Annotated in this window: 14 protein-coding genes; 9 read left to right on the top strand and 5 right to left on the bottom strand. The window is 71.3% G+C overall.

Annotation, left to right across the window (positions count from 1 at the left end; translation table 11 throughout):
• Positions 1-86: 86 nt before the first annotated feature.
• Positions 87-737: a GntR family transcriptional regulator gene (locus OG447_RS07595; RefSeq protein ID WP_266935694.1), complete on the top strand. Its 651-nt coding sequence runs from the start codon at positions 87-89 to the stop codon at positions 735-737.
• On the top strand, positions 734-2065 hold the full coding sequence (locus OG447_RS07600; protein ID WP_266935695.1) for a nitrate/nitrite transporter: 1332 nt from the start codon (positions 734-736) through the stop codon (positions 2063-2065). Before OG447_RS07595 ends, OG447_RS07600 begins: the two co-directional genes overlap by 4 nt.
• Before the next feature lie 83 nt (positions 2066-2148).
• Here OG447_RS07600 and OG447_RS07605 read toward each other — a convergent pair whose 3' ends face one another.
• Positions 2149-2973 carry a maleylpyruvate isomerase family mycothiol-dependent enzyme gene (locus OG447_RS07605; protein WP_266935696.1) on the bottom strand — a complete coding sequence of 275 codons (825 nt, stop codon included), beginning with the start codon at positions 2971-2973 and terminating at the stop codon, positions 2149-2151.
• A 156-nt stretch (positions 2974-3129) separates the two neighbouring features.
• On the opposite strand from OG447_RS07605, the gene OG447_RS07610 reads away from it, so the two are divergent.
• Positions 3130-3942, top strand: a complete 813-nt coding sequence (locus OG447_RS07610) for a carbon-nitrogen family hydrolase (RefSeq protein ID WP_266935697.1) — start codon at positions 3130-3132, stop codon at positions 3940-3942.
• A gap of 114 nt (positions 3943-4056) precedes the next feature.
• Positions 4057-4602, top strand: coding sequence for a hypothetical protein (locus tag OG447_RS07615; protein WP_266935698.1), 546 nt, complete (start codon positions 4057-4059; stop codon positions 4600-4602).
• 53 nt (positions 4603-4655) lie between these two features.
• Here OG447_RS07615 and OG447_RS07620 read toward each other — a convergent pair whose 3' ends face one another.
• Positions 4656-5159 (bottom strand): LURP-one-related/scramblase family protein, encoded by a 504-nt coding sequence (locus OG447_RS07620; protein ID WP_266935699.1) that lies wholly within the window; start codon positions 5157-5159, stop codon positions 4656-4658.
• A 32-nt stretch (positions 5160-5191) separates the two neighbouring features.
• On the opposite strand from OG447_RS07620, the gene OG447_RS07625 reads away from it, so the two are divergent.
• From OG447_RS07625 to OG447_RS07635, 3 genes are all read left to right on the top strand, one after another.
• Complete coding sequence (locus OG447_RS07625) at positions 5192-5995, top strand: hypothetical protein (RefSeq protein ID WP_266935700.1); 804 nt, start codon at positions 5192-5194, stop codon at positions 5993-5995.
• Positions 5996-6023: 28 nt separating this feature from the next.
• Positions 6024-6557, top strand: a complete 534-nt coding sequence (locus tag OG447_RS07630; RefSeq protein WP_266935701.1) for a DUF4240 domain-containing protein — start codon at positions 6024-6026, stop codon at positions 6555-6557.
• A gap of 101 nt (positions 6558-6658) precedes the next feature.
• Entirely contained in the window at positions 6659-8497 is a 1839-nt protein-coding gene (locus tag OG447_RS07635; RefSeq protein WP_266935702.1) for an NHL domain-containing thioredoxin family protein, read from the top strand.
• Positions 8498-8562: 65 nt separating this feature from the next.
• Here the strand turns inward: OG447_RS07635 and OG447_RS07640 are convergent, their stop codons facing one another.
• Positions 8563-9864, bottom strand: coding sequence for a M18 family aminopeptidase (locus tag OG447_RS07640; RefSeq protein ID WP_266935703.1), 1302 nt, complete (start codon positions 9862-9864; stop codon positions 8563-8565).
• 152 nt (positions 9865-10016) lie between these two features.
• Here OG447_RS07640 and OG447_RS07645 point away from each other — a divergent pair, with 152 nt between their 5' ends.
• A complete protein-coding gene (locus OG447_RS07645) occupies positions 10017-11009 on the top strand; it encodes an RNA-guided endonuclease TnpB family protein (protein ID WP_266938796.1) in 993 nt (330 codons plus the stop codon).
• 116 nt (positions 11010-11125) lie between these two features.
• Here OG447_RS07645 and OG447_RS07650 read toward each other — a convergent pair whose 3' ends face one another.
• Complete coding sequence (locus OG447_RS07650; RefSeq protein WP_266935704.1) at positions 11126-11860, bottom strand: hypothetical protein; 735 nt, start codon at positions 11858-11860, stop codon at positions 11126-11128.
• 146 nt (positions 11861-12006) lie between these two features.
• The gene (locus OG447_RS07655) at positions 12007-13833 is read right to left on the bottom strand and encodes an acyl-CoA dehydrogenase (protein ID WP_266938797.1); all 1827 of its coding nucleotides are present in this window, start codon (positions 13831-13833) and stop codon (positions 12007-12009) included.
• 174 nt (positions 13834-14007) lie between these two features.
• Between OG447_RS07655 and OG447_RS07660 the strand changes: the two genes are divergently transcribed.
• Entirely contained in the window at positions 14008-14466 is a 459-nt protein-coding gene (locus tag OG447_RS07660; RefSeq protein ID WP_030153025.1) for an SseB family protein, read from the top strand.
• The last annotated feature ends 386 nt before the right edge of the window (positions 14467-14852 follow it).

A 14852-nucleotide genomic window follows, 5' to 3' on the forward strand; every position in this document is an offset into this window, starting at 1 on the left:
CATCCTTCGATGCAGCGGGCGGGCGCCGTCGTCCGCATCCTGGACGGCGCCGGGGCTTGCACCCCTGTTGTATCTATGCTGTGCACATGCCAGCCGCCACCAGTACCGGGACCGCCGCCGACCGGGTCTACCAGCACGTCAAACAGGGCGTCCTCGACCGCCGCTACGAAGGCGGCACCCTCCTCACCGAAGGCGAACTCGCCGAAGCCGTGGGGGTGTCCCGTACCCCGGTCCGCGAGGCCCTGCTGCGGCTGGAGACCGAGGGGCTGCTGAAGCTGTACCCGAAGAAGGGTGCCCTGGTGCAGGCGGTCTCCGCGCAGGAGATCACCGACGTGCTCGAAACCCGGCTGCTGGTCGAGGAGTTCACCGTACGAAGGGCCGTGCCCGCGCCGCCCGCACTGCTGGAGCGGCTCGCCGGCCTGCTGGAGGAGCAGCGCCGGCACGCGGCCGGGGGCGACCTCGCCGCGATGATGGCAGCCGACCGCGCCTTCCACGCCGAGATCGTGCGCGGCGCCGGGAACCAGATCCTGTGCCGCCTCTACGACCAGCTCCGCGACCGGCAGCTGCGGATGGGCGTGGCCCTGCTGCACAGCCACCCCGACCGGGTGGAGCGGACGCTGGCCGAGCACACCGAGATCCTGGAAGCTCTGCGGGCCGGGGACGAGGAGGCGGCGGCCGCCGCCGTGCGCGGACACATCGGCCGGGTCGAGTCCCTGGTCCGGGGGCAGGGCCGATGACCGGGGCGGCGGCCGCGGCCGCGGTCAAGGACCCTCCGGGCGGGCGCGGGGCCGTCGCCGTCTGGGGCATCGGCGTCGCCGTCTACTTCGTGGCGGTGATCTTCCGCACCAGCCTGGGCGTCGCCGGACTCGACGCCGCCGACCGCTTCCACGTCAACGCCTCGGCGCTGGCCACCTTCTCCCTCCTCCAACTGCTGGTCTACGCGGGCATGCAGATACCCGTGGGGCTGATGGTGGACCGGCTCGGCACCAAGAAGGTGCTGACGCTGGGGGCGGTGCTCTTCACCGCCGGACAGCTCGGCTTCGCCCTCTCCCCCTCGTACGGGATGGCCCTGGCCGCCCGGGCACTGCTCGGCTGCGGCGACGCGATGACCTTCATCTCCGTGCTGCGGCTCGGCACCCGGTGGTTCCCGGCCCGGCGCGGACCGTTGATGGCCCAGCTGGCCGGGCTCGTCGGCATGGCGGGCAACCTCGTCTCCACGCTGGTGCTCGCGCCCGTGCTGCACGGGGTCGGCTGGACGCCGGCGTTCGCCGGCAGCGCGGTCGCGGGGCTGGTGGTCCTCGTCCCCCTGGTGCTGTTCCTGCGCGACCACCCGGAGGGGCACGAGCCGGCCTCCCCGCCGCGGGGCGGGGGAGGCTTCGTCCGCCGCCAGATCAGGGAGTCCTGGAGCGAACCCGGCACCCGCCTCGGGCTGTGGGTGCACTTCACGACGCAGTTCCCGGCGATGGTGTTCCTGCTGCTGTGGGGGATGCCCTTCCTGGTCGAGGCGCAAGGGCTGTCGCGGACCACCGCGGGCGGACTGCTGACGCTGGTGGTCGCCTCGAACATGGCCCTCGGGCTGGTCTACGGCCAGATCGTCGGCCGCCGCCAGTGCTCGCGGATCCCGCTCGCCCTGGGCACGGTCGGGCTGACCGCCCTGCTGTGGGCGGCGGTCCTGGTGTACCCGGGGGACCGGGCCCCGATGTGGCTGCTGGTCACGCTGTGCCTGGTCCTCGGCTCGTGCGGTCCGGCCTCGATGATCGGCTTCGACTTCGCCCGCCCCGCCAACCCGGCGGAGCGGCAGGGCACCGCGTCCGGGATCACCAACATGGGCGGCTTCCTCGCCTCGATGACCACCCTGCTGGCGGTGGGCATCCTGCTCGACGCCACCGGCGACAACTACCGCATCGCCTTCTCGACGGTGTTCGTGCTGGAGGCCCTCGGGATCACCCAGATCCTCCGCCTGCGGGGCCGGGCCCTGTCACGGGAACGGGACCGGCTGGTCCCTGCCCCGGTGGCGGCATCAGCCAGATCCAGCCCCGCCGGCGTCGGAGGCGCGGGGCCATAATCAGCCCCGCCGGCGTTTGAGGCGCGGGGTCTGGGGCGGAGCCCCAGGTCCCGGCGCAGCCGGGCTCACCCGCCCGGCCGGCGCTACGGCGTAACGGCGAATGCGGCCAGGATGGCCCCGGCCAACTCCGCATCGCCCTCCACCTTCACCCGATCGGCGACGACGTGCGCACGGACCCGCCCCGCGGCGAGGCGGACGTACGTCTCCCAGTCCAGGGTCAGCGTCACCGCCGGGCCCAGCGACGGGGCCTTGTCCAGGGTCCCGCGGCCCGCCGCGTCCACCCGTACCGTCCGCATGAACTCCAGCGGCCCGTGCACGTCCACGACCACCGCCGAGTTCGCGGGGGCGCCCGCGCCCTTCGCGACCACCTTCGGCAGCCCGGCGAGGAGGATGTCCCGCGCCACGTACGCCCCCGGCGAGTCCCAGTTCCCGGGTACGCCCAGCGCCTGGCGCAGGTCCTGTTCGTGCATCCACACGTCGAAGGCGCGCAGCCGCAGCGCGTGCTCCAGCGTCACCTGGTCGCCCAGCGGGCCGCGCACCATCGTGTCCGGATCCCGCTTCTCGTTCCGCAGCTGCCGGGACCGGCGGATGACGGTGTACTCCAGCTCCGAGGTCATCTCCGGGGCGGTGTGGTGCCGTCGTACGTCGACCTGCACCTCCATGTACCGGCTGAACTCGTCCACCACGTGCCGCAGGTCCCGCGCGACGGTGTGGATCGGCCGCGGGTCCCCGAGCTGCTCACATTCGATGCCGATGATGTGGGACACGACGTCGCGGACCGACCAGCCGGGGCACGGGGTCGCCCGGTTCCACTCGCCCTCCGTCAGCGGGAGGACCAGCTCGGATATCGCCTCGATGGAGTGCGTCCACGCGTCGGCATAGGGCTGAAGGCTGGGATGGACGGTCAACGGGACCCCTCGCGGTGCTGTTCAGTGGCGCGTTCTGGAAGATCTGGACAACGGACTCGGCTTCCAAAACTACGCTGCCGGTGAGCACCCCGGCAGTGCTTTCGTGTGACGATCGTAGGCCCGAGTTGACGGCTTGAATGCCAGGACGGTGGTACTGTGCGCGCCTCGCTGATCCAAATCGCTGTGAATGAGGGCGAGTCGGTGGTTTCCCGGCGTGCCCGGGCGGCCGAGCTCGTACGGGAGCAGGCCGGCTCCGACCTCGTGGTCCTGCCGGAGCTGTGGACCGTCGGAGCCTTCGCCTACGAGCAGTTCGAGACGGAGGCCGAACCCCTCGACGGCCCCACCTTCGAGGCCATGTCCAAGGCCGCGCGCGACGCCGGGGTCTGGCTGCACGCGGGGTCGGTCGTCGAGCGCGCGGGCGACGGCTCGCTCTACAACACCGCCCTCGTGCTCTCCCCGACGGGCGAGCTGGCCGCCACCTACCGCAAGATCCACCGCTTCGGCTTCGACCAGGGAGAGGCGGTGCTCATGTCGCCCGGCGACTCCCTGACCACGGTCACCCTGCCGGAGCAGACCCTCGGCATCGCCACCTGCTACGACCTGCGCTTCCCCGAGCTGTTCCGCGGCCTGGTCGACGCCGGGGCCACCACGATGGTGGTCGTGGCGGGCTGGCCCGCCCGCCGCCGGTCCCACTGGACCCTGCTGAACCGGGCGCGCGCGGTGGAGGACCAGTCGTACGTCCTGGCCTGCGGCCTGGCCGGCACCCACGCGGGCGTCGAACAGGCCGGGCACAGCCTGGTGGTGGACCCCTGGGGCGAGGTCCTGGCCGAGGCGGGCCCGGGCGAGGACGTCCTCACCGTGGACCTCGACCCGGCGAAGGTCTCCGACACCCGCACCCAGTTCCCCGCCCTCAAGGACCGCCGTCTGGGCCGGGCCCAGGCGGCGGCGGGGCGGGGTCTAGATGAGTGAGTCCGAAGTGGCGTCGTCCGCCCGCAGACGCGCGTGCCTGGCACCTCCCCGCAGACGCCACTTCGGACTCACTCATCTAGGCTCAGCTGGATGACGGGTACGGGGGAGAGAGCAATGGCTGGGGCGGGCGGCTCCGACCAGGCGCCGGTGCTGCGGGAGCAGGCACCGGACCCGGGGCAGGAACAGGCGCAGGCCTGGGCCGAGGCGGACGCCCGCGTGCAGGAACGGATGCAGGTGCGGTACGAGCTCCCGCCGGACCCGGACGTGCACCGCACGCACCGCACGCAGCGGGCGATAGCGGGCGGCGCGCTGCTGCTGGGCGGGCTCGCGACCGTCTGGAGCCTGGGCGTGGGCACGACGGGGCTGTTCATCCCGCCCCTGCTCGCGCTCGTCGTCCCCGTCGTGGTCCGCGAGGCCGTCAGGTTCCGCCGGATCTGCCTGGGCCTGGCTCTCCTCCTGCTGCCCGTCGGGGTCGTCCTGTACCTCCTCGGCGCGTTCCTGCTGATCCCCTCGGCCGTGCTCCTGCTGCTGGCCCGCGGCGCCGACCCGCGCCGCAGCCCGGCGGGCGCCCGGGTCCGGGCCGGCTTCGCCGGCCTGATCGGCCTGCTGATGGCCGTGGTGTACGTCTACGCCATCGTGGCGGTCGCCTCGCGCGGCTAGGGGGTGGACCTTTCCGGCCACAGCACTAGGGGGCGTCTCCGGAGGCCCGTCCCCTACAGGTCGTCCTCCCGCTCCTTCTCCGCCATCCGGATCACGCACACGGCCACCGCGATCAGCAGCGCCGCGTCCGCGTCCTCGCGGATCACGTCCACGGCGTAGGTCTCGCGGATCCGGTACCACTGCCGCGAGACCAGGGCGAGCAGCTCCCCCTCGTACTCGACCTTGAACTCCCGGTCCAGGATCCGCCCGCTGACGTCGAGCTCGGTGTCCTCCACCAGGCTCACCCGGTAGTGGTTGCGCAGCAGCGAGAACCGCTTCCTGCGGATCACCGCGAGCCGGCGGCCGTCCCGCTCCCGCTCCAGGGTCATCGCGTCGCGGAAGCTGAACACCTTCTCCCGCAGCGTGATCAGGATCCGGCCGTCCGGATCCTTGAGCTCCAGGGTGTCGCGGACCCGCAGCGCCTTCCCGTCGACGAGGAACGCGTGGCGGCCGGCCTCGTCCTCGATCCAGTAGTCGTCCCCGATGGCCAGCACTTTGTCCCGAACGAGGTATTTCATGCGCTGATCGTTGCCCGCGATAGGTTGCCGTCATGCCCCTGCTCTACGTGACCGACCTGGCGTACCCGGCCCGCGGCCGCCGCTACTGCGACGAGGACATATTCCTCACCTCCCGCCTGCGGACCCACTTCGAGCTGGCCCTGTGCCATCCCGGCGACGCGCAGGCCCTGATGCCGGGCTTCGACGCGGTGATCGTCCGCAACAGCGGTCCCGTCCTGCACTACCAGGGGGCCTACGACGCCTTCCGGACGGCCGCCCTCGCCGCCGGGACCCGCGTCTACAACCCGCTCACCGGCCGCGGCGACATGGCGGGCAAGCAGTACCTCCTCGACCTGACCGCAGCCGGCTACCCGGTCATCCCCACGGTCGACGACCCGGCCAGGCTCTCGCAGCTGCCCCGGGCCGCGCAGTACGCGGTCAAGCCCAAGCAGGGCGCGGACTCCATCGGCCTCACCTTCACCGCGGACCCGTCCGGCAGCCCGGCGGGGGAGGTCCTCATCCAGCCGCGCGTGGACTTCGCGTACGAGGTCTCCTTCTACTTCGTCGACGACGCCTTCCAGTACGCCCTCTACGGCCCTGACCCGGCCCGCCGCTGGGACCTCCAGCCGTACGCCCCCACCGAGGCGGACCTGGCCTTCGCCCGCACGTTCATCGCCTGGAACACCCTCGGCCACGGCATCCAGCGCGTTGACGCCTGCCGGGCGCCGTCCGGGGAACTCCTGCTGGTGGAGCTGGAGGACCTGAACCCGTACCTCTCCCTGGACCTGCTCCCGGCCGGGGTCCAGGACGCCTTCGTCACAGCACTCACCGGATCTCTCCACGCCTTCCTCACCTGATGTCAGACCCGGATGCCAGGCTCGGGCCATGGACAAGCAGACGTTCTGGAAGCTGATCGAGACGGCCCGCGAGCAGGCGGAGACGGACCGGGTGGCGGAGCGCGCGTCGGCGCTGCTCGCCGGCCTCCCGGAGGCGGAGATAGCCGCCGCCCAGCAGGTGTTGTGGGACCTGCTGGCGGAGTCCTACCGCAGTCCGCTCTGGGCCGCGGCCTACGTGATCAACGGCGGCTGCTCGGACGACGGCTTCGACTACTTCCGGGGCTGGCTCCTCACCCAGGGCCAGGAGGCCTTCGAGGCGTCCCTGGCCGACCCTGACTCCCTGGCCTCCCACCCCGCGGTCCGCGAGGCGGCGGCAGAGGGCCTGGAACTGTGGGACGAGGAGGCCCTCTCGATCGCCTGGAGCGCCTACCGGTCGGCGACCGGCCACGAGCTGCCGGCGGACTCCTTCACGATCAGCTACCCGCCCCTGGACCCGTCCTGGGACTTCGACTTCGACGACACGGCGGAGACCGCCACCCGCCTCCCCCGCCTGAGCGCCCTCTTCGGCCCGGTGGCCGCCTAGCGTCTCAGAGCCCGCTGGTGTCGAGCTCGACCCCGATCTGGCCCCCACCGCACGTCGTCACCCCCGCGGGTGGACCTGGTCGGGGGTGGCACCCTTGGGGCATGAACGATGCCGCCCCGGCGCACACCCCCGCGCCCCGCCGACATGCCCGTCTCCGTGCCCCCGAGCTGATCGGCAAGGGTGGATGGATCAACACCGGCGGGAAGGATCTGAAGCTCGCCGACTTCCGGGGTCGCGTATTGATCCTGGATTTTTGGACCTTCTGCTGCATCAACTGCCTGCACGTCCTCGACGAGCTGCGCGAGCTGGAGGAGAAGCACCGCGACACCGTCGTGATCGTCGGCGTGCACTCGCCGAAGTTCGTGCACGAGGCCGAGCACGCCGCCGTCGTCGATGCCGTCGAGCGGTACGAGGTGCACCACCCCGTGCTGGACGATCCCGAGCTGGCGACCTGGAAGCAGTACGCCGTACGCGCCTGGCCCACGCTCGTCGTGATCGACCCCGAGGGGTACATCGTGGCGCAGCACGCCGGTGAGGGGCACGCGCACGCCATCGCGCGGCTCGTCGAGGAGCTGGAGGCCGAGCACGAGGCCAAGGGGACCCTGCGGCGCGGGGACGGGCCGTACGTGGCGCCCGAGCCGGTCGCGACCGACCTGCGGTTCCCCGGGAAGGCGCTCGCCCTGCCCGGAGGGACCTTCCTGGTGTCGGACTCCACGCGGCACCAGCTCGTGGAGCTGGCCGCCGACGGGGAGAGCGTCGTACGGCGCGTCGGCAGCGGGGAGCGCGGGTTCACCGCGGACAGTTTCAGCGAGCCGCAGGGGCTGGCGCTGCTGCCCGACGGGAGGGTCGTGGTCGCCGACACCGTCAATCACGCGCTGCGCGTCCTCGACCTGGAGAGCGGGGCCGTCGAGACCGTCGCCGGTACGGGGCGCCAGTGGTGGCAGGGGTCGCCGACCTCCGGGCCCGCGCTGGAGGTGGACCTGTCCTCGCCGTGGGACGTGGCCTGGTGGCAGGGCAAGGTGTGGATCGCGATGGCCGGCGTCCACCAGCTGTGGACCTGGGATCCCGAGGCCGGGACCGTCCAGGCGGCCGCCGGGACCACCAACGAGGGGCTCCACGACGGGCCGGCCGCCGAGGCCTGGTTCGCGCAGCCGTCCGGGCTCGCGGCGGCCGGGGACCGGCTGTGGGTCGCCGACTCCGAGACCAGCGCCCTGCGGTACGTCCACGCCACGGATGACGGCTACGCCGTCACGACCGCCGTCGGGACCGGGCTGTTCGACTTCGGCCACCGGGACGGGGACGCGGGCCAGGCCCTGCTCCAGCACCCGCTCGGGGTGACCGCCCTGCCCGACGGCTCGGTCGCGGTGTGCGACACGTACAACCACGCGCTGCGCCGCTACGACCCCGCCACCGGGCAGGTCTCGACCCTCGCCACCGATCTGCGCGAGCCGAGCGACGCCGTGCTGGTGGGTGAGGACATCGTGGTGGTCGAGTCCGCGCGGCACCGGCTGACCCGGCTGCGGCTGCCGGAGGAGGCGGTGCGGGTGGATTCCGTGGCGCACCGTACGCAGCGGGCCGCCACCGAGGTGGGGCCCGGCCCGCTCCGGCTGGACGTGGTGTTCCAGGCCCCGAGCGGGCAGAAGCTCGACACCCGGTACGGGCCCTCGACGCGGCTGCTGGTGTCCTCGACCCCGCCCGAGCTGCTCGTGGCGGGGGAGGGCGCCGGGACGGACCTGTTCCGGGAGCTGGCGCTGAACCCGGAGCTCACCGAGGGCGTGCTGCACGTCTCGGCGATGGCGGCGTCCTGCGACGACGACCCCGAAAACGAGTACCCGGCCTGCCACGTCCACCAGCAGGACTGGGGTGTTCCGGTGACGGTCACCGCGGCCGGGGCGAACCGCCTGCCGCTGGTCCTCGCGGGCATGGACGCCGCCGGGTAGGACGGCCGTACGACGCGGGGTCCTGCCCCGGACAGAGGTCCGGAGCAGGGCCCCGCGGTTGCGGCTCAGCCCTCCAGGAAGGCGACCAGGGCGTTCGCCAGCAGGAACGGGTCGTCCGCGCCGCACAGTTCGCGCGCGCTGTGCATGGAGAGGATCGCGACGCCGATGTCCACGGTCTGGATGCCGTGGCGGGCGGCGGTGATCGGGCCGATCGTCGTACCGCACGGCATGGCGTTGTTGGAGACGAAGGTCTGCCACGGCACGCCGGCCCGCTCGCAGGCGTTCGCGAACACCGCGCGCCCGCTGCCGTCCGTGGCGTACCGCTGGTTGACGTTGACCTTCAGGATCGGGCCGCCGTTGGCCCGGGGGTGGTGCGAGGGGTCGTGGCGCTCCGCGTAGTTGGGGTGCACGGCGTGGCCGGTGTCCGAGGAGAGGCAGACGGTGCCGGCGAAGGCCCGCGCGCGGTCCTCGTAGGAGCCGCCGCGCGAGAAGACTGAACGTTCCAGCACGTTGCCCAGCAGGGGGCCGTCCGCGCCGGTGTCCGACTGCGAGCCGTTCTCCTCGTGGTCGAAGGCGGCCAGCACCGGGATGTGGTCGAGCTTCCCGGCCCCGGACCCGGACGCGACGGCCGCCAGGGCCGCGATGCCGGCGTGCACCGACAGCAGGTTGTCCATGCGGGGGCCGGCCAGCAGCTCGCGGTCGCGGCCCAGGTACGCGGGCGGCTCGATGGAGTGGACCATCAGGTCCCAGCCGGCCACCGACCCCTGGGGCAGGCCCTCTTCCTCCTCCAGGAACGCGATCAGGTCGCCCTCCTGCACCTCGCCCAGGCCCCAGATCGGCTGCATGTGCCGCTGCTTGTCCAGCTTGAGGCCGTCGGTGTTCACCGACCGGTCCAGGTGCACGGCCAGTTGGGGGACGCGCAGCAGGGCGCGGTCCACGTTGACCAGGCGTTCGCTGCCGTCCCGCAGGGTCAGCCGCCCGGCCAGGCCGAGGTCGCGGTCCAGCCAGGTGTTCAGCAGGGTGCCGCCGTAGATCTCGACGGCGATCTGGCGCCAGCCCTGCGAGCCGGTGTCCGGCAGCGGCTTGACGCGCAGGTTGGGGGAGTCGGTGTGCGCTCCGACGATCCGGAAGGGGGTGTGCGCGGCCGCGCCCTCCGGGACGTACCAGGCGATGAGTGCGCCGCCGCGGAGCACGAACTTGCCCCCGGTTCCCGCATCCCAGGCGTCCTTCTCCGACAACTGCCTGAAGCCTGCCTTCTCCAGCCGCTCGGCCGCATTGGCCACGGCGTGGTACGGCGACGGACTGGCCGTCAAAAAGGTCATCAGATCGTCGGTGTGGCCGCGGTCGAAGCGGGCGGGAGAGCTCATCGTATTTCCCTTGTGTGGAAGCCCCCGGCTTCAGCCGGATGAGGAAACGCATTTCCGGCTCGGAGCCTCGCTGCGGCGGAGTGCCGCGGCGTGAGGCTGTGACCTGTGCTTGTGTTCGGATCGTGACCGCCCCTAGCGTCCGGGGTGTGGGGATTCCTTCCGTGAAGCGGTCGTTCAAGTACCGTTTCTATCCGACGGACGCGCAGGCTGTGGAGCTGTCGCGGACGTTCGGGTGTGTGCGGAAGGTCTACAACCTGGCTCTCGCCGCCCGCGCTGAGGCCTGGAAAGCGAGCCGGGAGCGGATGGGCTACGGGGAGACGTCGGCCATGCTCACCGCGTGGAAGAAGACCGAGGAACTGGCCTTCTTGGCGGCGGTGTCCTCGGTACCGCTGCAACAGGCGTTGCGCCACCTGCAGTCGGCGTTCGTGGGGTTCTGGGAGAAGCGGTCGCAGCACCCACGGTTCAAGTCGAAGCGGAAGTCGCGTGCCTCGGCCGAGTACACCCGCAGCGGGTTTCGCTACGCGGAGGGCCGGTTGCAGCTGGCGAAGATGGGCGAGCCGTTGGACATCGTGTGGTCCCGTCCCTTGCCGGAGGGGGTGGAGCCGTCCACGGTCACGGTCTCGTGTGACAACGCCGGTTGCTGGTACGCAGCCCGGATCCATGCTCGGATCGCCGACCGTCGCCGGGACTTCCTGCATCAGCTGACGACTCGTCTCGTGCGTGAAAACCAAACGCTCGTGATCGAGGACCTGACGGTCACCAACATGCTCAAGAACCGCAAGCTGGCCCGCGCCATCAGCGACGCCGCCTGGCGTGAGCTGCGGTCGATGCTGGAGTACAAGACAGCCTGGTACGGTCGCGAGCTGATCGCCGTGGACCGGTGGTTCCCCAGCTCCAAACTGTGCTCGGCCTGCGGGGCGATCGCCGAGGCGATGCCCCTGAACGTCCGCGAGTGGACGTGCGAGAACTGCGGGACCACCCACGACCGGGACGGGAACGCCGCGATCAATCTTCTGGCCGCCGGGCTGGCGGTTGCTGCCTGTGGAGCGGGTGTAAGACCTCATCGGGAGTCCTCCTCTCGGTCGGGGCGGTCCGTGGTGAAGCAGGAAACCCCACCCGTGCGGGTGGGACTCCCCTCCCCCTAGGGGAGGGGAGGAAGCCAAGTGGTTCACCTTAACGACAGTCGTGTTCGTCATGGCCGGACTGCGGCGGATGGCCGGAGTCCGGTCCCGCGGTTGGTGATCTGCGGTCCCGTCGACTCTCAGCCCGGCGGACGTTCGAATCTGCGCTGCAACTGCCTGCGCTCGCCCCGGCGGATGCGCGGGAGCATTTCCGGGGTCTGCTCGGAGCGCTGCGCGCGCCTCTTGCGTCCGGCGCAGAAGATACAGGCCTCGCCGGGGGGCGCGTCCGGGTCGATGGGCGCTCCGGGGTGCTCGGAGCATCCCGAGGCGTTGCGCGGCCGGGAGAGTTCGCGGGCGACTATGAAGGCGCGGTGCAGGTCGTCGGCGATGCGGACGAAGTCCTCGGCGGCCGAGGACAGCCCCAGGTGGAAGCGCTGGTCCTCGACGGTACGCAGCCAGGTGCGCAGCACGTCGAGGGTGTACGGGGGCTCCGGTACGGGGTAGCCGAGCCGGCGCTGCTCCCCGGCGGGCGGTGCGGCGGCCTTGCGGGCGCCGTGGCCGCGCAGTCCGAGGCGGCGCCGGTCGTTGCACAGGAGGCAGCGGCCCCAGCCGTCGGGGGCCTCGGGGTCGAGGGCCCCGTTGGGGTGCTGAGAGCAGCCGGTGTAGCTCTTGGCGGGGGCGAGGCCGGCGGCGGTCTGGAAGGCCACGTAGAGGGCGTCGGCGATGCCGTCGTACTCGGCGGGGTGGGCGCCGTCGTACAGCTCCCGCAGGTGGTCGCCGAGGCTGCCCAGGCTCGCCTGCAGCTCCTTGAGGGCGTACGGCCGCCCGGTCGGGACGGAGTACCCCCTGCTGCCGTGCTGATCCTGTGGACTCATGCGTACGAGCGTCCCATGAACGGCTGACAACGGGGAAAACCGCAGTACAGGGGCTTGTACGTCAGCGGCCGGGCCCCCGTGCGGAGGGCCCGGCCGCTGATTGCGTACTACACCGCGTACGGCGGGGTGGCGCGTCGGCGCGCAGCCTAGAAGGCGGCCTCGTCGAGCTCCATGAGGGAGTTGTCGACGACCTCGGCCAGCTGGCGCTGGACCGCGACGCCCGGCAGGACCTGCGACGCGAAGAACTTCGCGGCGGCGATCTTGCCGGTGTAGAAGGGCACGTCCTTCGCGGAGGCGGTGGCCAGCTTCTCGGCGGCCACGGCGGCGCCCTTGAGCAGCAGGTATCCGACGACCACGTCGCCGGAGGCCATCAGCAGGCGGGTGGTGTTCTGCCCGACCTTGTAGATGTTCTTCACGTCCTCGCCGGTGGCGGTGAGGTCGACGATCATCTGGCCGACGATGGCCTCGAGGTCGACGGCCGCCTTGGCGAGCGCGTCGCGCGCCGGGGCGAGGTCGTCGCCGCCGGCCGCCTCGGCCAGGAACTTCTTGATCGTCTCGGAGAGGACGTTCAGGGAGGCGCCCTGGTCGCGGACGATCTTCCGGAAGAAGAAGTCCTGGCCCTGGATGGCCGTGGTGCCCTCGTAGAGGGTGTCGATCTTGGCGTCGCGGATGTACTGCTCGATCGGGTACTCCTGCAGGTAGCCGGAGCCACCGAAGGTCTGCAGGGACTGGGCGAGCTGCTCGTAGGACTTCTCCGAGCCGTAGCCCTTGACGATCGGCAGGAGCAGGTCGTTCAGGCCGATGAGGGAGGAGGCGTCCTCGCCCGCGGCCTGCTTGACCTGGATCTCGTCCTGGACGGAGGCGGTGTACAGGACGAGGGCGCGCATGCCCTCGGCGTACGCCTTCTGCGTCATGAGCGAGCGGCGCACGTCGGGGTGGTGCGTGATGGTGACCTTGGGCGCCGTCTTGTCCATGAAGTTCGCCAGGTCGGTGCCCTGCACGCGCTCCTTGGCGTACTCCAGCGCGTTGAGGTAGCCGGTGGAGAGGGTGGCGATGGCCTTCGTGCCGACCATCATCCGGGCGAACTCGATGATCATGAACATCTGGCGGATGCCGTCGTGCTTGTCGCCGATCAGCCAGCCCGTGGCGGGGTGCTGGTCGCCGAAGGTCATCTCGCACGTGTTGGAGGCCTTGAGGCCCATCTTGTGCTCGACGTTGGTGGCGTACACGCCGTTGCGCTCGCCCAGCTCGCCGGTCTCCCAGTCGAAGTGGAACTTCGGGACGAGGAAGAGGGACAGGCCCTTGGTGCCCGGGCCGTGGCCCTCGGGACGGGCGAGGACGTAGTGGAGGATGTTCTCCTCCATGTCGTGCTCACCGGAGGTGATGAAGCGCTTCACGCCTTCTATGTGCCAGGAGCCGTCGGCCTGCTGGATCGCCTTGGTGCGGCCGGCGCCCACGTCCGAGCCGGCGTCCGGCTCGGTGAGGACCATGGTGGAGCCCCAGCGCTTCTCCACGGCGATCTGCGCGACCTTCTTCTGCGCCTCGTTGCCCTCCTCGTGGAGGATGCCGGCGAAGGCCGGGCCGGAGGAGTACATCCAGATGGCCGGGTTCGAGCCGAGCAGCAGCTCCGCGTAGCCCCAGATGAGGGAGCGGGGCGAGGTGGTGCCGCCGATCTCCTCGGGCAGGCCCAGGCGCCAGTACTCCGAGTCCATGAAGGCTTCGTAGCTCTTCTTGAAGGAGGCCGGGACCGGCGCGGTGTTGGTGGCCGGGTCGAAGACCGGCGGGTTGCGGTCGGCGTCCTCGAAGGAGGCGGCCAGCTCGTTCTCGGCGAGGCGGGCCAGCTCGGACAGGACGCTCTTGGCGGTCTCGGTGTCCATCTCCTCGAAGGGACCGGTGCCGTACAGCTTGTCGCGGCCGAGCACCTCGAAGAGGTTGAACTCGATGTCGCGGAGATTCGACTTGTAGTGCCCCATGGCGACGGCTCCGTTAAGGCTCGGGGAGACAGGTTCCTCGTACATACCAATCGGTAACGTAATGATGCTACCCACCGGTAATAAGGGCAACCCTTGCCGGGCAACTGTGACCAGGGTCAAGCGTGGCGCGATTGCGTGCCCGGGGGACCGGGCCCGGTCGGTAGTCTTCGTCCCATGTACGGCTACGACCAGAACGTGAGCGCAGGGCAGCAGTACGCGGCCCCGCAGCAGATGGCAGGCGGGTACGGCGAGCAGCCGCTGTACCCCGAGCCCTCGCCGCCGTCGCTCGCCGACGCGGTACGGGCGTTCACCACCGGGTCGCTGTCCGCGGAGGACTTCCAGCAGATCTTCGCCACCTCGAAGGTCTACTGCCCGCGCGGCGAGACGCCGGGATTCCTGGCCCTGCACAACACGCAGCAGCCGGTCATCCCCATGTTCACCACGCTCAAGGAGCTGCGCCGGTACGCCGGCAAGGAGTCCAAGTACTTCGTGATCACCGGTGCCGAGGTGATCGACCTGCTGCCGACCGGCTACGGCTTCGTCCTCGACATGGAGGGCGACCACCGCATGGTCTTCGACGCGAAGGCGGTCGAGCAGATGGTCGACTACGCCATGCGCCGCATGTACGGCTGACGCGTTCTGCCCTGCGGTCGGCTCGCCTGGGTGCGGCGCCGTTGCTGGGGCTCCGCCCCAGACCCCGCGCCTCAATCGCCGGCGGGGCTGGATTTGGCCCTGGCTTCGCCGGGTGCCCTGCGGGCGGCTCGGCCGGGGCCTGGTCGGTGGGGTCGGTGCGCGGGGCCGCTCCGGGCTGTCTCCTCGGCTCGCGCACTGAGCCCGATCCGACGCCATCGGCCCGGGTTGCGCGCTCGTCCTGCGGGGACACCCCTGCGCGTCCCCACTCCCCTCCACCACGGCTACGCCGACGCCCACTGGCGCCAGGCTGCGCTTCCGAAGCCCGGGCGTGGGGCGGGGTCGCGCAGGAGGGTCCCCGCAGGACGAGCGCGCAACCTGGGCCGGAC

Source organism: Streptomyces sp. NBC_01408 (assembly GCF_026340255.1).
In the GTDB taxonomy this organism is placed as follows: Bacteria; Actinomycetota; Actinomycetes; order Streptomycetales; family Streptomycetaceae; genus Streptomyces.

Coding starts and splice junctions, on each gene's coding strand:
- OG447_RS07595 (WP_266935694.1), top strand. CDS start 87: ATGCCAGCCGCCACCAGTACCGGGACCGCCGCCGACCGGGTCTACCAG.
- OG447_RS07600 (WP_266935695.1), top strand. CDS start 734: ATGACCGGGGCGGCGGCCGCGGCCGCGGTCAAGGACCCTCCGGGCGGG.
- OG447_RS07615 (WP_266935698.1), top strand. CDS start 4,057: ATGGCTGGGGCGGGCGGCTCCGACCAGGCGCCGGTGCTGCGGGAGCAG.
- OG447_RS07620 (WP_266935699.1), bottom strand. CDS start 5,159: ATGAAATACCTCGTTCGGGACAAAGTGCTGGCCATCGGGGACGACTAC.
- OG447_RS07625 (WP_266935700.1), top strand. CDS start 5,192: ATGCCCCTGCTCTACGTGACCGACCTGGCGTACCCGGCCCGCGGCCGC.
- OG447_RS07630 (WP_266935701.1), top strand. CDS start 6,024: ATGGACAAGCAGACGTTCTGGAAGCTGATCGAGACGGCCCGCGAGCAG.
- OG447_RS07635 (WP_266935702.1), top strand. CDS start 6,659: ATGAACGATGCCGCCCCGGCGCACACCCCCGCGCCCCGCCGACATGCC.
- OG447_RS07640 (WP_266935703.1), bottom strand. CDS start 9,864: ATGAGCTCTCCCGCCCGCTTCGACCGCGGCCACACCGACGATCTGATG.
- OG447_RS07650 (WP_266935704.1), bottom strand. CDS start 11,860: ATGAGTCCACAGGATCAGCACGGCAGCAGGGGGTACTCCGTCCCGACC.
- OG447_RS07655 (WP_266938797.1), bottom strand. CDS start 13,833: ATGGGGCACTACAAGTCGAATCTCCGCGACATCGAGTTCAACCTCTTC.
- OG447_RS07660 (WP_030153025.1), top strand. CDS start 14,008: ATGTACGGCTACGACCAGAACGTGAGCGCAGGGCAGCAGTACGCGGCC.